This is a genomic window from Streptomyces sp. WY228 (genome assembly GCF_019287315.1).
Classification (GTDB): domain Bacteria; phylum Actinomycetota; class Actinomycetes; order Streptomycetales; family Streptomycetaceae; genus Streptomyces; species Streptomyces caviscabies.
Genome location: NZ_CP079114.1, coordinates 5,622,153 through 5,644,803 on the forward strand (window position 1 = coordinate 5,622,153; position 22,651 = coordinate 5,644,803).

Genomic DNA, 22,651 nt, shown 5'->3' on the forward strand with positions numbered 1-22,651 from the left:
GACTGCTCCGCAGGGCATGGGCCCTCCGTACGCCCCCGCCGGGAGCCCTTCTCAGCCGCAGCCGCAGCTGGCCCGCCGGGTCACCGAGACCGGCAGCTCCAGCGAGACCGGGGCGCGGCCAGGGTCGGCCAGGCGCTGCACCAGCAGCTCCACCGCCTGCTCGCCCAGCAGCCGGATCGGCTGCCGGACGGTCGTCAGGGGCGGGCGGACGATCCGGCTCAGCGGGATCCCGTCGAACCCGGTCACGGCGATGTCCTCGGGCACCCGCACCCCGCGCCGCTCCAGCGCCTGGAGCGCGCCGACCGCCATCTGGTCGTTGGCGAACAGCATCGCCTCCGGCCGTTCCACCCCCGTACCCTCCGACCGGTCCAGCAGGGTGTCCGCCGCCAGCGCGCCCTCGGCCTGGGTCATCATCCCGGCGCGCAGCTCCGGCCGGGAGGGCACCGGGAGGCCCGCGTCCCGGCAGGCCTCCTGGAAGCCCCGGAACCGGGCCTGGGAGTCCGGCGAGTCCTCCCCGCCGCCGATGAACGCCAGCCGGCGCAGCCCGTGGTCCTCGATCAGATGGCGGGTCAGTTCGCGCTCGCCCTCCGCGTTGGCCACCACGATGTGATCCAGGTGGTCGATCTCGCGCGGCCCGGCGAGCATCACCACGGGCAGCCGGCGCGATATCACTTCCAGGTCCTCGGTCGGCACGGTCCGGGCCAGTACGGCGAAGCCGTCGACCCGCCCCGCGACCTTGGCCACCAGGCTCTCCGGCCCGCCCTCCAGCGAGGCCGCGATCAGCAGGGCGTAGCCGTGCCGCCGGGCCGCCCGTTCCATGCCCCGGATGATCTGGTCGGAGTAGAGCATGACGGCCTGGTCGTCGTCCGCGTCGCTCGCGGCCGCCGCGGTCTCGGCGTCCTGGTCCGCGAAGTCCGGGAAGCACAGCCCGAGCACACCGGTCGTCCGGCTGGCCAGGCCCCGGGCGCTGCCGCTCGGCACGTACCCCAGCTCACGGGCGGCCTCCATGACCTTCTCGCGGGTCTGGACGCGTACGGAATCGGGGTTCCGGTAGACCCGGGAGACCGTGGCAATGGAGACGCCCGACCGCTCGGCGACGTCGTACACCGTGGGGGCGCTCACTCGACCGACCGTCCGTCCGCTTTTCTTCCGCGAGGCGATCACGAGGCTCGTGAAAGCGCATTCACCCTAAATCCTGGGGCGCGGGAGGAGCAAGGCGGTCCGTTCCGGCGTGCCGGGGCTCACGTCCGCTCACGCGCGGTCGCGGCCGGGGAGTGAGCCGGGGGTGGGCCGGGAGTGAGCCGGGGGCGAGCGAAACGTTCCTCCGGGCGGGTGAGCTTGCCCCTCCCGTCCGCCGTGTCGACGCCCCCTCGCGCGCAGGGGCGTTTTCAGTGGGCGGAAGGAATCAGTGTGATCAACTGCAAATGCCACCACATACGCACTATCCGGTCCATTCCGGTACGGGGTGGTCCGGGCCGGCCCCGGAGGTAACAGCCATGTCCCACGTCGGCGTCCCGCGCGGGACGGTCCGAAAGCGCCGATCGCTCGCGCTCCTCACGACCGGGGTGCTCACGATCCCGGTGCTGGCGGGCTGCAGCTCCGGCGGCGAGGAGACCTCCCGGGGCGTGCCCCAGGACATCGCCCCCGCCGCCCGCGAGACGGTCGCCGACGGTTCGACGGTGAACTGGGCGGTCGACGCGCTGCCCGCCACCTTCAACGCCTTCCAGGCGGACGCGGACAGCGCCACCACCCGGATCACCGGAGCCCTGCTCCCGACCCTCTTCCCGATGGACAAGTCGGGGCAGCCGAAGCTCAACCCGGACTACCTGGAGTCCGCGAAGGTCATCGAGCGCGAGCCGAAGCAGGTCGTGCTCTACAAGCTCAACCAGCAGGCGGTCTGGAGTGACGGTCGCGAGATCGGGGCCCCCGACTTCGTCGCCCAGTGGCGGGCGCTCAGCGGCAAGGACTCCGCGTTCTGGACCGCCCGCAACTCCGGCTACGAGCGGATCGAGAAGATCGAGCGGGGCGCGGACGACCTCCAGGTGCGGGTCACGTTCTCCAAGCCCTACGCGGACTGGCGCTCGCTGTTCTCGCCGCTCTACCCGAAGGAGATCACCGGCTCGCCGGACACCTTCAACGACGGCGCGCGCACCACCCTCAAGAACACCGCCGGGCCCTTCGTCCTGCGCAGCGTCAGCACGTCCAAGGGCACCGTCACGCTGGCCCGCAACCCGCGCTGGTGGGGCGACAAGGCCAAGCTGGACACCCTCGTCTTCCGGGCGGTCGCCGCCAAGGACCGTACCCAGGCCCTCGCCGACGGCACGGTGGACGTCGCCGACATCGACGCGGCCACCGCCGACCGCATCACCCTCGCCCGCCGCGACCGGGGCAACAACGGCCAGCAGCCCGCCCACGGCCCGGGCTCCGAGATCACGCCCGCCGCGGCCCTGCGCTCCTGGGCCCTGGCGCACGGTTCCGACGAGGAGGCCGCCGAGATCGCGCAGGCCGCCCGCGAGAAGAACCGCAAGGCCGTCGTCGCGTACGCCACCGAGCAGAAGGCGCTGCGCGACTTCGCCGTCCGCAAGTCCCTGGAGCCCGCCTACACCCAGCTCGCGCTGAACGGCGAGTCCGGCCCGCTCGCCGACGACCGGGTCCGCCGGGCGGTGGCCCGCGCCCTGGACCGCCAGGAGCTGGCCCAGACGGTGCTGGGGCCGCTCGGCCTTCCGGCGAAGCCGCTCGGCAGCCACCTCGCCCTCGCGGGCCAGCCCGGCTACAAGGACGGCAGCGGGGCGCTCGGCGACCAGAACACCAAGGAGGCCCAGGCCCTCCTGGCGGACGCCGGCTGGACCCGGGGCGGCGCTGCCCAGCTCCCGAAGGACACCAAGGCGGGCAGCGAGGCGGAGAAGAAGGGCGACAAGGACGCGAAGGAGGACAAGGACACGAAGGAAGGCGCCGAGGCGGAGAAGGGGACCGCCGAGGACGCGAAGAAGGACGAGGACAAGGACGCGAAGACCGAGAAGAGCGAGAAGGAGAGCAAGGAGGAGAAGGCCGACGAGGAAGCCGAGGACGAGAAGGGCGACAAGAAGGCCGGGCGCGCCTCCGAGGACAGCGCCGCCTCCCGCGACGAGGGCCTCTACATCGTCGGCGAGGACAACAAGCCCGGCGCCCAGGCCCCCGCCCACGCCTCCGCGAGCGGCGCCTCGGGCCTCCACGTCATCGCCCCCGCCCGGACGGCCGCCGCCCAGAGCGCGGCCCTGCTCCGCCAGGCCGGAGTGGTCGGCGAGGACGGCACCGTGGCCGCGCAGGACAAGCAGCCCGGCGGAGCCGCCGGAGCGTACGCCCCCGTCGGCACCGCCGCCCCGGCGCCCGCCGCGGCCAAGGGGCAGCTCGGCAAGGACGGCAAGACGCTGACCCTGCGCTTCGTGCTCCCCTCCGGGCCCGGATCCCAGTCGCTGCGCAGCGTCGGCGACAAGATCGCGGCGATGCTGGAGAAGATCGGCATCGGCACGGAGATCACCAAGGTGCCCGACGAGAGCTACTTCAAGGACCACATCGCCTCCGGCGAGTACGACCTGGCGCTCTACTCCTGGCCCGCCACCGCCTACCCGGCCACCGACGGGCGTCCGATCTACGCCAAGCCGGAGCCCGCCACCGACGGGTCGCTCCTCGTGGAGCAGAATTACACCCGGGTCGGCACCGACCACATCGACCAGCTCTTCGACCAGGCGGCCGCCGAGCTGGACGAGAAGGCCGCACGCGAGCTGATGAAGCAGGCGGACGCCCGGATCTGGGCCGCCGCCGGATCGATTCCGCTCTTCCAGCGTCCGCAGCTCGTCGCGGTCGACAAGAAGCTCGCGAACGTCGGGGCGTTCGGTTTCGCGGCCCCCCGGTACCAGGACATCGGGTTCAAGAACCGGCAAGCGGCAGGTTCCCCCGCAGACCGCAAGAAGTAGCGGGTAAATACCACACCCTCCCACCGCCAAGCTCAGATGCACCTCAAAACCCTTGCCCGCCGGTTCCCCCGGCGGGCAGTGTGGTGTCTGCCCTGACCCGGGCCGTTCATCGCTTCACCGCTCCTCACCCCCCACACAGCCCGACCGCGGTCCCGCCGCAGCTCTGCCCCCATTCCGGCCACGTCGATGGCCCGGCAGTACCCAAGGGCCTGGCTCCGTGCCGGGCCGGGCTCGCGTGCCCCGGCACGCACATCTGCGGCGTTGTCGTCGGTCGTCATGGCTCCGCCATGACTCCCTCCTCCGCCTTGCAGCTGCACGCGCCGGACCCCGCTCCCTGATCCGGCCCGGCACGGAGCCAGGCCCCTGACACCGGCTGAATATCGCCTGAATCACACGGGAAGACCGCCTCTGCGGATCCGTCCGGGAAGCCCGGTGGGCCCGGGGCCCGTACGATGGGACGAGCCGTGGCGTGCCGCCCGGCGGGCGTACGAGGACTCGAAGACCGACTGAGACGCCTGATCCCACGATCCGAGAGAAGCGCAAGCCACCCATGCCCACGCGCCACGACATCCGTAACGTAGCCATCGTCGCCCACGTCGACCACGGCAAGACCACGCTGGTCGACGCCATGCTCAAGCAGGCCGGAGCGTTCGCCGCCCACGCCGCCGAGCACCTCGACGACCGCATGATGGACTCGAACGACCTGGAGCGTGAGAAGGGCATCACGATCCTCGCCAAGAACACGGCGGTGAAGTACCACCCCAAGGACGGCGGGGACCCGATCACGATCAACATCATCGACACCCCCGGCCACGCCGACTTCGGCGGCGAGGTCGAGCGCGGTCTGTCGATGGTGGACGCGGTCGTGCTGCTCGTCGACGCCTCCGAGGGCCCGCTGCCCCAGACCCGCTTCGTGCTGCGCAAGGCGCTGGCCGCGAAGATGCCGGTCATCCTCTGCATCAACAAGACGGACCGCCCCGACTCCCGGATCGCCGAGGTCGTCGACGAGACGTACGACCTGTTCCTGGACCTGGACGCGGACGAGGACCAGATCGAGTTCCCGATCGTCTACGCCTGCGCCCGTGACGGCGTCGCCTCGCTGACCAAGCCCGAGGACGGCACCGTCCCGCAGGACAGCGACAGCCTGGAGCCGTTCTTCAACACCATCCTGGCGCACGTCCCGGCCCCCGAGTTCGACGCGGACGCGCCGCTCCAGGCCCACGTCACCAACCTGGACGCCGACAACTTCCTCGGCCGTATCGCGCTCTGCCGCGTCGAGCAGGGCGAGCTGCGCAAGGGCCAGACCGTCACCTGGATCAAGCGTGACGGCACGATGTCCAACGTCCGCGTCACCGAGCTCCTGATGACCGAGGCGCTCACCCGCAAGCCGGCCGAGGTGGCGGGCCCCGGTGACATCTGCGCCGTCGCCGGATTCCCGGACATCATGATCGGCGAGACCCTGGCCGACCCCGAGAACCCGATCGCGCTCCCGCTGATCACGGTCGACGAGCCGGCCATCTCGATGACCATCGGCACCAACACCTCGCCGCTCGTCGGCAAGGGCGGCAAGGGCCACAAGGTCACCGCCCGCCAGGTGAAGGACCGCCTGGACCGTGAGCTGATCGGTAACGTCTCGCTCCGCGTCCTGGACACCGAGCGCCCCGACGCCTGGGAGGTCCAGGGCCGCGGTGAGCTCGCGCTCGCCATCCTGGTCGAGCAGATGCGCCGCGAGGGCTTCGAGCTGACCGTCGGCAAGCCCGAGGTCGTCACCAAGCAGATCGACGGCAAGACCCACGAGCCGATCGAGCGCATGACGATCGACTCGCCCGAGGAGCACCTCGGCGCCATCACCCAGCTCATGGCGACCCGCAAGGGCCGCATGGAGACCATGACGAACCACGGCTCCGGCTGGGTCCGCATGGAGTGGATCGTGCCGTCCCGCGGCCTCATCGGCTTCCGTACGGAGTTCCTGACCCAGACCCGCGGCACCGGCATCGCGCACTCCATCTTCGAGGGCCACGAGCCGTGGTTCGGCGAGCTGCGCACCCGTCACAACGGCTCGCTGGTGGCGGACCGTTCGGGCTCCGTGACGCCGTTCGCGATGGTCAACCTCCAGGAGCGCGGTGTCATCTTCACCGAGGCCGGCACCGAGGTCTACGAAGGCATGATCATCGGCGAGAACTCCCGCGCCGACGACATGGACGTGAACATCACCAAGGAGAAGAAGCTCACCAACATGCGTGCGGCCTCCGCGGACACCACGGAGAACGTGGTCCCGGCCCGCAAGCTGTCGCTGGAGCAGTCCCTGGAGTTCTGCCGCGAGGACGAGTGCATCGAGGTGACCCCGGAGACCGTGCGTATCCGCAAGGTCGTCCTGGACGCCAAGCAGCGCGGCCGCACGGCCTCGCGCGCCAAGAACGGCTGATCCCCGGCCTCAACAGGCCCTGAGGACCGCCCGGACGCCCCTGTGGGCTTCCGGGCGGTCCTGTCTGCGCCCTCGCACGTCCAGGAGCCCCGGAGCCGTACGCTCCGTATGCGAAGGCCCGCGGCGACCTCTGCGGACTCGTCGGACGGCCCGTCAGCACAGGCATTGACAGGAGGCCCGGCCCACCACGGACACTGTGGTGGGCCGGGCCTTCGTCAATCGCTTTTCCTGACCGTGGTGTCCGGATATCGGGGGTCGCTCTCCGGAACATGTGTTAACAGTCCGTTTCGGGCGTGTCTGTCTGGGATCGCTTTGTCCGGATTTCGGGCACACGAGAGGGTCTGATGTTGTCAAACCGAGACCCTTTAAGTGTGGTTTACAGCCCGGCCGTACTCAATAGTTGGCTCCATTGAGCTCGGGTCAATGGGTCACGCACTGTGGGGAGTGCCGACTCACGAGCACACTCGGGGCACTGAACGATCACCGTCAGGGGTGTCGGTGAATCTCTCCAGTGCCCTTCTTGTAGTCAAAAGTGGACTCATGAGGAGGAAACCCATGCGCGGTGCCAAGAGCGCCAAGTGGGTCGCGGGAGCGGCCGTCATCGCCCTGGCCGCGACTGCCTGTGGCGGTAGCGACAGTGGTGACGGAGGCAAGAAGAACACGTCGGGCCAGCCCGCCGGGTACGTCTCGATCGACGTCGGTGAGCCCCAGAAGCCTCTGATGCCGGCCGACACCAACGAGAGCAACGGCTCCTACGTCATCCAGTCGCTGTTCACCCAGCTGCTGGACTTCGACGACAAGGGCGAGATCGTTCTCACGAACGCCGAGTCCGTCGAGACCGAGGACTCCAAGACGTGGACCGTCAAGCTCAAGGCGGGCTGGAAGTTCCACAACGGTGAGGCCGTGACCGCGCAGTCGTACATCGACGCGTGGAACTGGTACGCCAACGTCGAGAACAAGCAGCAGAACGCGTTCTGGTTCTCCGACATCAAGGGTTACGAGGACGTCCACCCCGAGAAGGGTGCGCCCAAGTCCAAGGAGATGTCCGGTCTGAAGGCCGTGGACGACACCACGTTCACGATCGAGCTGGCCAACAAGGTCCCGTACTTCAACTACAAGCTTGGCTACGCGACGTTCGCGCCGCTGCCCAAGGTCTTCTACGACGACCCGAAGGCGTTCGGCCAGAAGCCGATCGGCAACGGCCCGTACACGTTCGAGAAGTGGACCCACAAGAAGCTCATCCAGGTCAAGGCCTGGCCCGAGTACCAGGGTCCGAACAAGGCTGCCAACAAGGGCATCCAGTTCAAGAACTACTCGACCGTCGAGGCGGCCTACGCGGACGTCATCTCCGGCAACCTGGACATGATCCGTCAGGTCGGCCCGCGTGACCTCCCGAAGTACAAGACGGACCTCGGTGACGGTGCGATCGAGCAGCCCTACGCCGCGATCCAGTCGCTGAACCCGGCGTTCTACTCGAAGACGTTCAAGGACATCGACCCCAAGGTTCTCCAGGGTCTGTCCATGGCGATCGACCGTGAGACCATCACGAAGACCGTCCTGAACGGCACCCGCACCCCGGCGACGAGCTTCACGCCCCCGCAGGTCAAGGGCAACCAGACGCTCGACTCCGACATCCTGAAGTTCAACCCGGCCAAGGCCAAGGAGCTCATCAAGGAGGGCGGCGGTGTTCCGGAGAACAAGATCTCGATCCAGTACAACGCCGACGGTGGGCACAAGGAGTGGGTGACCGCGGTCTGCGAGTCCATCCGTAACTCCACCGGGGTCGACTGCGTCGGCGACGCCAAGCCGGACTTCCCGACCGACCTCGAAGCGCGTGACAACAACGAGGTCAAGGGCTTCTACCGCGGTGGCTGGGTGGCCGACTACCCCGTCAACGTGAACTTCCTCAAGGAGCTCTACCACTCCAAGGCGGAGTCGAACAACGGTCGGTTCGCCGACAAGGAGATCGACGAGCTGATGGCGAAGGGTGACAAGGCGGACTCGCTCGAGGCCTCCGTCGCCGCCTACCAGGAGGTCGAGAAGGCCCTGGTGGACAAGATGCCCGCCATCCCGCTCTGGTACTACGCCATCAACGGCGGCCACGGCAAGAACGTCGACAACGTCAAGGTCGACTTCCACGGTGACCTCGAACTGACCGGCGTCACCACCAAGTAACGCCTGCGGGTCATTCCCCAACTGGCCGTCATCCGCCCGTGCTGCCCCTCAGCACGGCCGGAGGCGCGGGGGTCGTCTCTGCCAAGAGGCGGCCCCCGCGCCGCAGTTATCCCCACACGGAGGCACCCATGGGGCGCTATGTCGCACGACGACTGCTCCAGATGATCCCGGTCTTCCTCGGGTCGACCCTGCTGGTCTTCCTGATGATGTACGCACTGCCCGGCGACCCCGTCAGAGCACTTGCCGGTGAACAGCACGCAGACCCTGCGCAGATCGCGTCGATGAAGGCGAGTCTCGGCCTGGACCAGCCGATCTGGCAGCAGTATTTGAAGTACCTGGGCAATCTGTTCCAGGGCGACCTCGGTTTGCAGATCGGAACGCAGCGTCCGGTCGCCGAGGTCATTTCCGAGGCCTACCCGATCACCGTCAGACTGGCGATCTTCGCCTTCGTCTTCACGGTCGTCGCCGGGATCTCGCTCGGTATCGTCGCGGGCCTGAAGGCCGAGTCCCTCCGGGACCGCGGTCTGCTCGGTCTGACGCTGGTGCTGATCTCCATGCCGTCCTTCGTGCTGGGCTTCCTCGTGCAGTACTTCTTCGCGTTCCAGCTCGGCATCGCCAAGCCGAACGTGAGTCTTGAGCCGACCAACACCGAGCTGATCATGCCGGCCATCGTGCTGGCTTCGCTGTCGCTCGCCTACGTGGCCCGCCTCACCCGTACCTCGGTCGCCGAGAACCTGCGCGCCGACTACATGCGTACGGCTGTCGCCAAGGGCCTGCCGCGCCGTCGGATCATCGGCGTCCACCTGATGCGCAACTCGCTCATTCCGGTCGTCACGTTCCTCGGCACCGACATCGGCGCTCTCATGGGCGGCGCGATCGTGACCGAGGGCATCTTCAACATCAAGGGCGTCGGGAGCCTGGTCTTCGAAGCTCTCAAGAAGCGTGAAGGTGCCACCGTCGTCGGCGTCGTGACGCTGCTCGTCGTCGTCTACCTCATCTGCAGCCTGCTCGTCGACCTGCTCTACGCGGTCCTGGACCCGAGGATCCGGTATGCCTGACACCACCGCACTCTCCAAGAGCACCGACGCTCCGGCCGCCGAGCCTCAGACGCCCGCCGCGACCGACGCCGGCCCCGCGCCCGGCAAGCCGCGCAGCCTCTGGTCTGATGCCTGGCACGACCTGCGCCGCAACCCGCTCTTCCTCGTCTCGATGGTGCTGATCCTGCTGCTCGTCGTCATGGCGATCTTCCCGGGCCTGTTCACCAGTGCCTCGCCGCGGGACGCCAACCTGGCCGAGCACTACCTCCAGCACCCGAACTGGGGCCACTTCTTCGCCCCCGACTGGCTCGGGTACGACGGCCAGGGACGCTCCATCTACGCGCGTGTCGTCCATGGAGCACGCGCCTCCATCACGGTCGGCGTCGTCGTGACCATCGCGGTCACGATCACCGGACTGACGATCGGTATGATCGCCGGCTACTTCGGCGGCTGGATCGACACGATCCTGTCCCGTGTCACCGACATCTTCTTCGGTGTCCCCTTCATCGTCGGCGCCATGGTCATCCTGACCACCTTCGAGCAGCGCTCGGTGTGGGTCGTGATCCTGTCGCTGGCCTTCCTCGGCTGGACCTCGATCGCCCGTGTCGCCCGTGGCTCGGTCATCACGATCAAGCAGGCCGACTACGTGGTCGCCGCCAAGGCGCTCGGCGCCTCCACCTTCCGGATCCTGACGCGGCACATCCTGCCGAACGCCATCGCTCCGGTCATCGTGGTCGCCACCATCGCGCTCGGCGGCTACATCGCCGCCGAGGCCACCCTGTCGTTCCTCGGCATCGGCCTCGCCGAGCCGACGGTCTCGTGGGGCATCGATGTCTCCGCCGCGTCGGCCCAGTTGCGCAACGCTCCGTACGTCCTGATCATCCCCTCGGTGATGGTTTCGGTCACGGTGCTGTCCTTCCTGATGTTCGGCGATGCGGTCCGCAACGCCCTCGACCCCAAGATGCGCTGAGGGAGGCGTTCGTGACCACCATCGACAAGACGGCTCACGTCCCCGCACCGCGGGAGTCCGTGAGTGGCGACGGTCCACTGCTCGACGTCCGTGACCTGCACGTGGAGTTCCACACCCGCGACGGTGTGGCCAAGGCGGTCAACGGTGTGAACTACACCGTCAGCGCCGGCGAGACGCTCGCGGTGCTCGGCGAGTCCGGTTCCGGCAAGTCCGTGACCGCGCAGACCATCATGGGCATCCTCGACATGCCGCCCGGGAAGATCACACAGGGCGAGATCCTCTTCCGCGGCCAGGACATGCTGAAGATGTCCAACGAGGAGCGCCGGAAGATCCGCGGCCGCAAGATCGCGATGATCTTCCAGGACGCGCTGTCCTCGCTGAACCCGGTCCTCTCCGTCGGCTACCAGCTGGGCGAGATGTTCCGGGTGCACCAGGGCCTGTCCAAGAAGGCGGCCAAGGCCAAGTCCATCGAGCTGATGGACCAGGTCAAGATCCCGGCGGCGGCGGCCCGTATCTCGGACTTCCCGCACCAGTTCTCCGGCGGTATGCGCCAGCGCATCATGATCGCCATGGCGCTGGCCCTGGAGCCGGACCTGATCATCGCGGACGAGCCGACCACCGCGCTCGACGTGACGGTGCAGGCCCAGGTCATGGACCTGCTGGCCGAGCTGCAGCGTGAGTACAACATGGGTCTGATCCTGATCACCCACGACCTCGGCGTCGTCGCCGACGTCGCGGACAAGATCGCCGTGATGTACGCGGGCCGGATCGTGGAGACGGCCCCGGTCGGCGAGCTGTACAGCCGCCCGGCCCACCCGTACACCAAGGGTCTGCTGGACTCGATCCCGCGCCTGGACCAGAAGGGCCAGGAGCTCTACGCGATCAAGGGCCTGCCGCCCAACCTCACGCGTATCCCCGCGGGCTGTGCCTTCAGCCCGCGCTGCCCCAAGGCACAGGACATCTGCCGTACGGACATCCCGCCGCTCGCCCCGGTGACCGAGCGGGACGGTCTCGAGCTGGTCGGCCGCGGCAGCGCGTGCCACTTCTGGAAGGAGACGATCCATGGCTGAGCTCAAGAAGGAGCAGGGGCCCGTGGACGCCACCCCGAACGTCTCCGACGTGGAGACCGTGGACGCGGCGACCGAGGCGGAGGCCGTAGCCGCCATCGACGCGCCCGTCAGCCAGGGCGAGCCGATCCTCCAGGTGCGCAACCTCGTCAAGCACTTCCCGCTGACGCAGGGCATCCTCTTCAAGAAGCAGATCGGCGCGGTCAAGGCCGTCGACGGGATCTCCTTCGACCTGTACGCCGGTGAGACCCTGGGCATCGTCGGGGAGTCCGGCTGTGGCAAGTCCACCGTCGCTCGGCTTCTGATGACGCTGGAGCGGGCCACCGCCGGCGAGGTCTTCTACAAGGGCCAGGACATCACCAAGCTGTCCGGCCGGGCGTTGAAGGCGGTGCGCCGCAACATTCAGATGGTGTTCCAGGACCCGTACACCTCGCTGAACCCGCGTATGACGGTCGGCGACATCATCGGGGAGACCTTCGAGATCCACCCCGAGGTGGCCCCGAAGGGCGACCGGCGCCGCCGGGTCCAGGAGCTCCTGGACGTCGTGGGTCTGAACCCGGAGTACATCAACCGGTACCCGCACCAGTTCTCCGGCGGTCAGCGCCAGCGCATCGGCATCGCCCGCGGCCTCGCGCTCAACCCGGAGATCATCATCTGCGACGAGCCGGTCTCCGCGCTCGACGTGTCGGTGCAGGCCCAGGTCATCAACCTGATGGAGAAGCTCCAGGACGAGTTCAACCTGTCCTACGTCTTCATCGCGCACGACCTGTCCATCGTCCGGCACATCTCCGACCGGGTCGGCGTGATGTACCTCGGCAAGATGGCCGAGATCGGCACGGACACCCAGATCTACGACCACCCGACGCACCCCTACACCCAGGCGCTGCTGTCGGCGGTCCCGGTCCCCGACCCGGCGGCCCGTGAGGGACGCGACCGGATCATCCTCACCGGTGACGTTCCGTCACCGGCGAACCCGCCCTCGGGCTGCCGCTTCCGCACCCGGTGCTGGAAGGCGGAGGAGCGCTGCGCGACGGAGGAGCCCCTGCTGGCGATCCCCGAGCGCTTCGTGTCGGGGGCCACTCCGGCCTCGCACGAGTCGGCGTGCCACTTCGCAGAGGAGAGGTCCGTTCTTGTCGGCTGAGGAAGCGCACGCGGCGTGACCGTATCCGGTTCCTGACCGGCCGATGCCCGGTTCCCCTCGGGGGACCGGGCATCGTCGCGTCCGCGCCCGCTCCTGCCCGTACGGGGTAAGCCCACATGCGGTACGTGGCGTTATGGGGTGATATGAGGCATTGAGCTACTCGATGACTCTAGGAGGCACTTCATGCGCGGAGCCACACAGGTCAGGTGGGCCGCATGTGCGGTGGCCGTCGCCCTGGCAGCGACGGCCTGCGGCGGCGGTGACGGTGACGGCGGTGGCAGCGGCGGCGGCGCCGACGGCATCGTCAGCTCCTCCTGGGGAGACCCGCAGAACCCGCTGGAACCCGCCAACACCAACGAGGTCCAGGGTGGCAAGGTCCTCGACATGGTCTTCCGCGGACTGATCCGCTACGACCCGAAGACCGGCGAGGCCAAGAACATGGTCGCCGAGTCCATCGACACGACGGACTCCCAGAACTTCACGATCAAGCTGAAGGACGGCTGGACCTTCTCCAACGGCGAGAAGGTCACCGCCAAGTCCTTCGTCGACGCCTGGAACTACGGCGCCGCGCTGAAGAACAACCAGAAGAACGCCTACTTCTTCCAGTACATCGAGGGCTACGACAAGGTCCACCCGGAGTCCGGATCCGCCTCCGCCCAGACCCTGTCCGGCCTGAAGGTCGTCGACGACCTGACCTTCACCGCCAAGCTCACCCAGAAGTTCTCCCTGTGGCCCGACACCCTCGGCTACTCCGCCTTCGTCCCGCTGCCCAAGGCGTTCTACGACGACCACGACGCCTGGCTCTCCAAGCCCGTCGGGAACGGCCCGTACACCATCGAGTCGTACGCCAAGGGCTCCTCGATGAACCTGCGCAAGTGGGACGACTACCCGGGCGACGACAAGGCGAAGAACGGCGGCGTGGACCTCAAGGTCTTCACCGACAACAACACCGCCTACACCGACCTGACGGCGGGCAACCTCGACCTCGTCGACGACGTGCCCGCCTCCCAGCTCCGCAACGTCGAGGCGGACCTGGGCGACCGGTACATCAACACCCCCGCCGGCATCATCCAGACCCTGGCCTTCCCCTTCTACGAGAAGGAGTGGGACACCGACGACGCCCGCAAGGTCCGCCAGGGCCTGTCGATGGCGATCAACCGGCCGCAGATCACCGACCAGATCTTCCAGAAGACCCGCACCCCCGCGTCCGACTGGACCTCCCCGGTCCTCGGCGAGGACGGCGGCTTCAAGGAAGGGCTCTGCGGCAAGGAGTGCACGTACAACAAGGCCGAGGCCAAGAAGCTGATCGACGACGGCGGCGGCATCCCCGGCGGCCAGCTGAAGATCTCGTACAACGCGGACACCGGCTCCCACAAGGAATGGGTCGACGCCGTCTGCAACAGCATCAACAACGTCATGGGCAACAACAAGGCCTGCGTCGGCGGCCCCGTCGGCACCTTCGCCGACTTCCGCGCCCAGGTCTCCACCCAGAAGCTCACCAGCGCCTGGCGCGCGGGCTGGCAGATGGACTACCCGCTGATCCAGAACTTCCTCCAGCCGCTCTATTACACCAACGCCCCGTCCAACGACGGCAAGTGGAGCAACGAGCAGTTCGACGACCTGGTCGACAAGGCCAACGCCGAGAGCGACAAGGCCAAGGCCGTCACCACCTTCCAGGACGCGGAGAAGATCCTCGTCACGGAGATGCCGGTCATCCCGCTCTGGTACCAGAACGGCAGCGCCGGCTACTCGGACCGGGTCGACAACGTCGCGCTGAACCCGTTCAGCGTCCCGGTCTACGAAGAGATCACCGTCAAGTGACGCGCTGAGCGACGCGGACGGCCGGGACGCCCGACACCGGCGCCCCGGCCGTCCGCACACTCCGTTCCGCCCGCGCATCCTCCGCCCGGTACTGCTCGCCCCAACCCCCGGAGCCCCTCATGGGACGTTATGTGATCCGGCGGCTGCTGCAGATGATCCCCGTCTTCTTCGGCACCACGCTGTTGATCTTCCTCATGGTGAACGTGATGGGCGACCCCATCGCGGGTCTCTGCGGCGACCGCCAGTGCGACCCGGCCACCGCCGCCCAGCTGCGCTCCGAATTCGGCCTCGACAAGCCGGTCTGGCAGCAATACCTGACCTACATGGGCAACGTCTTCACCGGCGACTTCGGCACCGCGTTCAACGGGCAGAAGGTCACCGAGCTGATGGCCACCGCCTTCCCCATCACGATCCGGCTCACGATCGTCGCGGTCGTCTTCGAGGTCGTCATCGGCATCAGCCTCGGCGTCGTCACCGGCCTGCGGCGCGGCCGCCCCGTCGACACCACCGTCCTCATCCTGACGCTGGTCGTCATCGCCGTCCCGACCTTCGTCACCGGTCTGCTGCTCCAGCTCCTCCTGGGCGTCAAGTGGGGCATCATCAAGCCCTCGGTCTCCGCCGACCCCACCTTCGACGAACTCCTCGTCCCCGGGCTGGTCCTCGCCTCGGTCTCGCTCGCCTACGTCACCCGGCTCACCCGGACCTCGATCGCCGAGAACGCCCGCGCCGACTACGTACGCACCGCCGTCGCCAAGGGCCTGCCCCGCCGCCGCGTCGTCGTACGGCACCTGCTGCGCAACTCGCTGATCCCCGTCGTCACCTTCATCGGCACCGACGTCGGCGCCCTGATGGGCGGGGCCATCGTCACCGAGCGGATCTTCAACATCCACGGCGTCGGCTACCAGCTCTACCAGGGCATCCTGCGGCAGAACTCCCAGACCGTCGTCGGCTTCGTCACGATCCTCGTCCTCGTCTTCCTGGCCGCCAACCTGATCGTCGACCTCCTGTACGCCGTACTCGACCCGAGGATCCGCTATGCCTGAGCCGCAGACCCCGGACGAAGCGATCTCCCAGGCGGGCGCCGGAGGCGCGACGGACCTCGCGATGGAGGAGGGCACCAGCCTGGAGAAGACGCCGGGCGGCGCCGACGGCACCGGACCGGCCGGAAAGCCGCGCAGCCTCTGGTCGGACGCGTGGCGCGACCTGCGCCGCAACCCGGTCTTCATCATTTCCGCGCTGGTCATCCTCTTCCTGGTGATCATCTCGATCTGGCCCTCGCTCATCGCGAGCGGCGACCCCCTCCAGGCCAACCTGGACGACGCCCAGAAGGGCTCCGAACCGGGCCACCCCTTCGGCTTCGACCCGCAGGGCCGCGACGTGTACACCCGGGTCGTCTACGGCACCAGGACCTCGGTCACCGTCGGCGTCTGCGCCACCCTCGGCGTCGCGCTCCTCGGCAGCGTCCTCGGCGGACTCGCGGGCTTCTTCGGCGGCTGGTGGGACGCCGTCCTCTCCCGCCTCACCGACGTCTTCTTCGGCATCCCCGTCGTCCTCGGCGGTCTGGTCTTCCTCTCCGTCGTCACCAGCTCCACCGTCTGGCCCGTCGTCGGCTTCATCGTCCTGCTCGGCTGGCCGCAGATCGCCCGCATCGCCCGCGGCTCGGTCATCACCGCCAAACAGAACGACTACGTCCAGGCGGCCCGCGCGCTGGGCGCCTCCAACACCCGGATGATGCTGCGCCACATCACCCCGAACGCCATCGCCCCGGTCATCGTCGTGGCGACCATCGCGCTCGGCACGTACATCTCGCTGGAGGCGACCCTCTCCTTCCTCGGCGTCGGCCTGAAGGACCCGGCCGTCTCCTGGGGCATCGACATCTCCGCGGCCGCCAACTACATCCGCAACGCCCCGCACATGCTGCTCTGGCCGGCCGGAGCGCTGGCGGTCACCGTGCTCGCGTTCATCATGCTCGGCGACGCGGTGCGCGACGCCCTCGACCCCAAGCTGCGCTGAGGAGCCGGTTGCCATGTTGCTCGAAGTGCGCGATCTGCACGTGGAGTTCCACACCCGCGAAGGCGTCGCCAAGGCCGTCAACGGAGTCAACTACTCGGTGGCCGAGGGCGAGACGCTCGCCGTCCTCGGCGAGTCCGGCTCCGGCAAGTCCGTCACCGCCCAGGCCATCATGGGCATCCTCGACATGCCGCCCGGGAAGATCGCCGGCGGCGAGATCCTCTTCAAGGACCAGGACCTGCTGAAGCTCAAGGCCGACGAGCGGCGCAAGATCCGCGGCCAGGAGATGGCCATGATCTTCCAGGACGCCCTGTCCTCGCTGAACCCGGTCCTCACCGTCGGCGAGCAGCTCGGCGAGATGTTCGTCGTGCACCGCGGCATGTCCCGCAAGGACGCGAAGGCCAAGTCGGTCGAGCTGATGGACCGGGTCCGCATCCCCGCCGCGAAGGAACGCGTCGGCCAGTACCCGCACCAGTTCTCCGGCGGTATGCGCCAGCGCATCATGATCGCCATGGCGATGGCGCTGGAACCGTCGCTGATCATCGCCGACGAGCCGACCACCGCCCTCGACGTCACCGTCCAGGCCCAGGTCATGGACCTGCTCGCCGAGCTCCAGCGCGAGCTGAACATGGGCCTCATCCTGATCACCCACGACCTCGGCGTGGTCGCCGACGTCGCCGACAAGATCGCCGTGATGTACGCGGGCCGCATCGTCGAGACCGCCCCCGTCCACGAGATCTACAAGGCCCCGGCCCACCCGTACACCAAGGGCCTCCTCCGGTCGATCCCGCGCCTGGACCAGAAGGGCCAGGAGCTCTACGCGATCAAGGGCCTGCCGCCCAACCTCACGCGTATCCCGCCGGGCTGCGCCTTCAACCCCCGCTGCCCGATGGCCCAGGACGTGTGCCGCAGCGATGTGCCGCCGCTCTACGAGGTGGACGAGCAGCGCCGGAGCGCCTGCCACTTCTGGAAGGAGACGCTCGATGCACGCTGACCGCGACGAGAGTGCGGGGACCGGCGGTGGCGCGGCCGGCTCCACGCTGCTCTCCAAGGCCCGCGAGGACGCCGTCACGCCCTACACGGAGGGCGACCCGATCCTCCAGGTCCGCGACCTGGCCAAGCACTACCCGCTCACCCAGGGCATCCTCTTCAAGCGGCAGGTCGGCGCGGTCCGGGCCGTCGACGGCGTCGACTTCGACCTGTACGCGGGCGAGACGCTGGGCATCGTCGGGGAGTCGGGCTGCGGCAAGTCGACCGTCGCCAAGATGCTCGTCCACCTGGAACGCCCCACCGCCGGCGCGATCCGCTACAAGGGCGAGGACATCTCCAAGCTGTCCGGCCGGGCCCTGAAGGCGGTGCGCCGCAACATCCAGATGGTGTTCCAGGACCCGTACACCTCGCTGAACCCGCGGATGACGGTCGGCGACATCATCGGCGAGCCGTACGAGATCCACCCCGAGGTCGCCCCGAAGGGCAGCCGCCGCCAGAAGGTGCAGGACCTGCTGGACGTCGTCGGCCTCAACCCGGAGTACATCAACCGCTATCCGCACCAGTTCTCCGGCGGCCAGCGCCAGCGCATCGGCATCGCCCGCGGCCTCGCCCTCAACCCGGAGATCATCGTCGCCGACGAACCCGTCTCCGCGCTCGACGTCTCCGTACAGGCCCAGGTCGTCAACCTGCTGGACCGGCTCCAGGCCGAATTCAGCCTCAGCTTCGTCTTCATCGCCCACGACCTCTCGATCGTCCGGCACATCTCCGACCGGGTCGGCGTGATGTACCTCGGCCGGATCGTGGAGATCGGCTCCGACGCGGAGATCTACGACCACCCCACCCACCCGTACACCCAGGCGCTGCTCTCCGCCGTGCCCGTGCCGGACCCGACGGCCCGCGAGCACCGGGAACGGATCATCCTGCACGGCGACGTCCCCTCGCCCGCCAACATCCCCTCGGGCTGCCGCTTCCGCACCCGCTGCTGGAAGGCGCAGGAGCGGTGCGAACTGGAGATCCCGCTGCTGGCGGTCCCGGCGGAGTTCCGGCTCGCCGACACCCCGGCCCGGCACGACTCCGCGTGCCACTTCGCGGAGGAGAAGCGGGTGGTGCCGCCGGAGGGCGAGCTGGATGTCCCGGGGCCCGCGGAGGCACCGGGGGACGGGGAGGCATCCGGGCCCGGGGAGGTCTCCGGGCCGGGGAAGATCTCCAGGTCCGGTGAGGACGAAACGTCATGAACCGGCGTCAGCATCGTTAACAAGTAAGCAACTCCGCCGTCGCCGCACCGATATACGAACACCCCATGCTGAACAACGTACGGCCGTGCGGGTGCCGTGGACCGGCCGGAGCGTCGTCTTGTCGCTCCGGCCGGTTGCCCGCCGCCACCGCCCCGATCCCCGAACGCACTTGTTCATCCGTTCGGGGCAATGGAGTATCAGCGGGTGACACTCACACGGGGAGCAAGAATCACCGGCGCCGTTCTGTGCGCGGTTCCGGCGCTGATGGCCATCGCCTGGCTGGTACGGGATTTCCGGGTGGTCGACGGACCGGAGATGCTCTGGGACATCTGGGCGGGATCCGCGAACCCCTGGGGCATGCCGTCGCTCGCCACCACCGCCACCACTCTCATCCTGCTGGTCGTCCATGCCGCCACCGCCGTCGCGGTGCTCCGGTCCGCCCAAGCGTCTCCGGCTCTGATCATCACCGGAATCGTCACGTTCGCCGTGCGGCTGCCCGGTGTCTGGACCATCGCCGACTCCCCGTTCCCGGAGGAACTGCGCGACCGGGCGCTGCTGACCACGTACGCGACTCTGCTGGCCGGACTCGCCATGGTCGTCGTCGGGACGGCGGGCCGCCGCCCGGTGGCGGACGGCGAGGAGCGGCCCGCGGGACCGGGCCGGGGGGCCGGGGTGGCCGCGTTTCTGCTCCTCGGTTTCCAGGCGGTGGCCTTCACGGGCTGGGAGATCCGGCAGACCTTCGTCCTGCCGGACGGGCTGTATCCCGCGTGGTTCATGGGTGGGAGGCCCATGGTCATCCCGCTGACCGAGGCACCGCCCGGCTGGATGAACGTGCTGCTCATCCCGACGTTCCTGGTGGCGGCCGTCGGCGCGGTCGCCGGAGCGGCCTACGCGCGCCCGCTCGGCCTGATCGCGGGCGGCTTCCTGCTCTCGTCCGGGGTGCTGGGCGTGGGGCGGGGCATCCGCTTCGAGTTGTACGAGCGGTTCACCTCCCAGGACATCGAGACGCAGCTGAACATGCTGAGCTTCGTCGCCTCGCTCATCGCCGGGGTCGCCGTGCTCGTCCTCCTCGCCCGCAAGGGCGTCCAGCGGATCCCCGTGGGCGGCGCCCCGGGCCCGTGGGGCGGCGGCGGCCCGTGGGGCGCCCAGCCCTCTGGTTACCCGCCTCCGCAGGCGGCACCCGGTCAGCAGCCGCCGACCCCCGGCTTCGGGCCTCCGCAGGGCGGCGGGTTCGGGCCGCCGCCCTCCTCCCCGCCGCCGCGCCGGTGATCCGGTGACGGGGAGTCCGGGGCGGGCGGGGCTCAGGCCCCGGTCAGCCCCAGCGACCGCTTGAGGAAGTCCACCTGGAGCAGGAGCAGGTTCTCCGCGACCTGCTCCTGCGGCGTCATGTGGGTCACCCCGCTCAGCGGCAGCACCTCGTGCGGCCGCCCGGCCGCCAGCAGCGCGGAGGACAGCCGCAGGGCGTGCGCGACCACCACGTTGTCGTCGGCCAGACCGTGCACGATCATCATCGGCCGGACCTCGGCGGCGGGCTCGGAGAGGCCGTCGTCGGTGAGCAGCGAGTTGTACGCGTACACCTCGGGCTGCCGCGCCGGGTCGCCGAGATAGCGCTCGGTGTAGTGGGTGTCGTAGAGCCGCTGGTCCGTCACCGGGGCGCCCACGACCGCCGCGTGGAAGACGTCGGGCCGCCGCAGCACCGCGAGCCCCGCCAGATAGCCGCCGAAGGACCAGCCGCGGATCGCCACCCGGGAGAGGTCGAGCGGGAAGCGGTCCGCCAGCCCGTGCAACGCCTCGACCTGGTCCTCCATGGTCAGCACGAGGTTGTCCCGTACGGCCTTCTCCCAGGCGGGCGAACGGCCCGGCGCGCCCCGCCCGTCCGCCACGACCACCGCGAAGCCCTGGTCCGCGAACCACTGCGAGGTCAGGTGCGCGTTGTGGGCGGCGACCACCCGGCGGCCGTGCGGACCACCGTACGGGTCCATCAGGACCGGAAGGGGACCATCCGCCTCCTGGTAGTCCGAGGGGAGCAGGACGGCGCACGGAATCCGCCGTGCGCCCCCCTCGGTGAGCGTCACGCGGGCGGCGATGACCGGTTCCTGGGCGAAGCTCCCGATCCGGGACAGCCGCTTGCCGTCCCGCACCACCCACGCGGCGGCTCCGGGCTCCTCGGGAACGGCCGACACCACCACCGAGAGACCGCCCGAGCGGACCGCGGAGTGCACACCCACCCCTTCGGAAATCCGCTCGATTCCCAGCTCGTTCACCCGGTACACATGGATCTGCCCGATCTCCGGCTCGACCGCGTCCTCACCGGCCACCGCCGAGACCAGGATGTCCGAATCGCCGATGTCCAGCACCGACTGGACGTGCAACTGCGCCCCGGTGAGCAGCCGGTCCCCGACCGCCAGCACCCGCGCGCCGCCCTCGTCCACGATCCGCACCAGCCGCCCGTCCGGCGCCCACGCGGGCACCCCGGGGAAGAGATCCAGCCACACCGGGTCCTCGTCGACATGGACGATCCGGGTCGCACCGGTCTCCGGGTCCACCGCCAGATACCGCTGACTGCGCTGGTCACGGGCCTGCACCAGGAGCAGCGGGGCGCCCGCGGAGGACCAGTGGACCTGGGCCAGATACGGGAACGCGGCCCGGTCCCAGACCACTTCCGTACGGGCCCCCGCCAGGTCCATGACGAAGAGCCGCACCTCGGCGTTGGGCGTGCCCGCCGCCGGATAGGCGACCTCGGCGGGCCGGCGCTCCGGATGCGCCGGATCGGCGATGTACCACCGCTGTACGGGGCTGTCGTCGGCCCGCGCGACCAGCAGCCGGTCCGACTCCGGCGACCACCAGAAGCCGCGGTAGCGGTGCATCTCCTCGGCCGCGATGAACTCGGCCAGACCGTAGGTGACATGGGCGTCCTCCGGCTCGGCCAGCGCCCGGTCCTCCTCGCCGCCCGCCGTCACGACCCGCAGCGCGCCCTTGGCCACGTACGCGATGTGCCGGCCGTCGGGGGAGGGGCGCGGGTCGATCACCGGGCCCGGCACCGGCAGCGCCCGCGCGGTTCCGGCCCGCAGCTCGGCCACGTACACCTTTCCGGACAGGGCGAACGCCGCCAGCTCCGCCGCCGCGTCCACCGCGTAGGAGACGATGCCCGACGAACCCTCCCGGGTCCGCTCGCGCCGGGCCCGCTCCTGCGCCGACAGCTTCTCCGCCGAACCGCCCAGCAGGACTTCGGGATCGGCGGCGACGCGCTCCTCGCCGGTGGCCGGGTCGTGCACCCAGAGCCGGTTGGTCCGGTCCGTTCCGGACGTCGACCGGAGGAAGATCACCCGTGTCTCATCCGGTGAGACGGTGAAGGCGCGAGGTGCGCCGAGAGTGAAGCGCTGGGTCCGTGCTTGCTGGCGGGGAAAGGACAGCTTCTGCGAGGTCATGGCTCCGAACCTAGTCCCGAACTCGGCCGCGCGGCACGGTTCGTGCGCCCCTCGTGCTGCTGTGCCCCGATCAATGCGTTGGCACGGATAGTTATGATCCGTAGCGCTCGGTGGGTAGGAACCTGCTGACTCCGCGTGTGCTCCCGTCCCGACCGTACTGATGGAGGTGAACCGCCGTGGCGCTCTCGATTTCGGCGGTAGTGCTGCTGGCGATCATCGTCTTCCTGCTGATCCGGAAATCCGGACTGAAGGGAGGGCACGCGGTGGTCTGCATGCTGCTCGGGTTCTATATCGCGAGCTCGTCCATCGCGCCGACCATCTCCGATCTGACGACCAACGTGGCGGGGATGATCAGCAGCATCAAGTTCTGACCCGGGCGGCGCGCGGCACGGGGCGAGC

16 protein-coding genes are annotated in these 22,651 nt (G+C 69.1%); 14 read left to right on the forward strand and 2 right to left on the reverse strand.

The annotated features are described in order from the left end of the window. Nucleotides 1-51: 51 nt before the first annotated feature. On the reverse strand, nt 52-1,122 hold the full coding sequence (locus KV381_RS24765; RefSeq protein ID WP_030082804.1) for a LacI family DNA-binding transcriptional regulator: 1,071 nt from the start codon (nt 1,120-1,122) through the stop codon (nt 52-54). Between the two features lie 374 nt (nt 1,123-1,496). Here KV381_RS24765 and KV381_RS24770 point away from each other — a divergent pair, with 374 nt between their 5' ends. The 13 genes from KV381_RS24770 (at nt 1,497) to KV381_RS24830 (ending at nt 20,093) form a co-directional block, all read left to right on the forward strand. Next, the gene (locus KV381_RS24770) at nt 1,497-3,953 is read left to right on the forward strand and encodes an ABC transporter family substrate-binding protein (RefSeq protein WP_218786317.1); all 2,457 of its coding nucleotides are present in this window, start codon (nt 1,497-1,499) and stop codon (nt 3,951-3,953) included. A gap of 550 nt (nt 3,954-4,503) precedes the next feature. Beyond that, nucleotides 4,504-6,378, forward strand: a complete 1,875-nt coding sequence (gene typA, locus KV381_RS24775) for a translational GTPase TypA (protein ID WP_086777116.1) — start codon at nt 4,504-4,506, stop codon at nt 6,376-6,378. A gap of 555 nt (nt 6,379-6,933) precedes the next feature. Next, entirely contained in the window at nt 6,934-8,553 is a 1,620-nt protein-coding gene (locus tag KV381_RS24780) for an ABC transporter substrate-binding protein (RefSeq protein ID WP_086777117.1), read from the forward strand. A gap of 128 nt (nt 8,554-8,681) precedes the next feature. Next, nucleotides 8,682-9,611, forward strand: coding sequence for an ABC transporter permease (locus KV381_RS24785; RefSeq protein ID WP_086777118.1), 930 nt, complete (start codon nt 8,682-8,684; stop codon nt 9,609-9,611). After that, nucleotides 9,604-10,560: an ABC transporter permease gene (locus KV381_RS24790; protein ID WP_086777119.1), complete on the forward strand. Its 957-nt coding sequence runs from the start codon at nt 9,604-9,606 to the stop codon at nt 10,558-10,560. The genes KV381_RS24785 and KV381_RS24790 overlap by 8 nt, the downstream gene beginning before the upstream one ends. 11 nt (nt 10,561-10,571) lie before the next feature. After that, complete coding sequence (locus KV381_RS24795; protein ID WP_086777120.1) at nt 10,572-11,630, forward strand: ABC transporter ATP-binding protein; 1,059 nt, start codon at nt 10,572-10,574, stop codon at nt 11,628-11,630. Further along, entirely contained in the window at nt 11,623-12,768 is a 1,146-nt protein-coding gene (locus KV381_RS24800) for an ABC transporter ATP-binding protein (protein WP_218786319.1), read from the forward strand. Before KV381_RS24795 ends, KV381_RS24800 begins: the two co-directional genes overlap by 8 nt. Nucleotides 12,769-12,951: 183 nt before the next feature. After that, nucleotides 12,952-14,589 carry an ABC transporter substrate-binding protein gene (locus tag KV381_RS24805; protein ID WP_218786322.1) on the forward strand — a complete coding sequence of 546 codons (1,638 nt, stop codon included), beginning with the start codon at nt 12,952-12,954 and terminating at the stop codon, nt 14,587-14,589. A 119-nt stretch (nt 14,590-14,708) separates the two neighbouring features. Then, nucleotides 14,709-15,632 (forward strand): ABC transporter permease, encoded by a 924-nt coding sequence (locus KV381_RS24810; RefSeq protein ID WP_030082826.1) that lies wholly within the window; start codon nt 14,709-14,711, stop codon nt 15,630-15,632. Then, nucleotides 15,625-16,602 carry an ABC transporter permease gene (locus KV381_RS24815; protein WP_030082828.1) on the forward strand — a complete coding sequence of 326 codons (978 nt, stop codon included), beginning with the start codon at nt 15,625-15,627 and terminating at the stop codon, nt 16,600-16,602. Before KV381_RS24810 ends, KV381_RS24815 begins: the two co-directional genes overlap by 8 nt. Before the next feature lie 13 nt (nt 16,603-16,615). Further along, nucleotides 16,616-17,593 carry an ABC transporter ATP-binding protein gene (locus KV381_RS24820; protein WP_030630905.1) on the forward strand — a complete coding sequence of 326 codons (978 nt, stop codon included), beginning with the start codon at nt 16,616-16,618 and terminating at the stop codon, nt 17,591-17,593. After that, nucleotides 17,583-18,824, forward strand: coding sequence for an ABC transporter ATP-binding protein (locus KV381_RS24825; protein ID WP_030630909.1), 1,242 nt, complete (start codon nt 17,583-17,585; stop codon nt 18,822-18,824). The genes KV381_RS24820 and KV381_RS24825 overlap by 11 nt, the downstream gene beginning before the upstream one ends. Nucleotides 18,825-19,028: 204 nt before the next feature. After that, the gene (locus KV381_RS24830; RefSeq protein ID WP_247595059.1) at nt 19,029-20,093 is read left to right on the forward strand and encodes a hypothetical protein; all 1,065 of its coding nucleotides are present in this window, start codon (nt 19,029-19,031) and stop codon (nt 20,091-20,093) included. A gap of 32 nt (nt 20,094-20,125) precedes the next feature. Here KV381_RS24830 and KV381_RS24835 read toward each other — a convergent pair whose 3' ends face one another. After that, nucleotides 20,126-22,252 (reverse strand): S9 family peptidase, encoded by a 2,127-nt coding sequence (locus KV381_RS24835; RefSeq protein WP_218786324.1) that lies wholly within the window; start codon nt 22,250-22,252, stop codon nt 20,126-20,128. Between the two features lie 176 nt (nt 22,253-22,428). On the opposite strand from KV381_RS24835, the gene KV381_RS24840 reads away from it, so the two are divergent. Then, complete coding sequence (locus KV381_RS24840; protein ID WP_010063247.1) at nt 22,429-22,623, forward strand: hypothetical protein; 195 nt, start codon at nt 22,429-22,431, stop codon at nt 22,621-22,623. Nucleotides 22,624-22,651 lie beyond the last annotated feature (28 nt).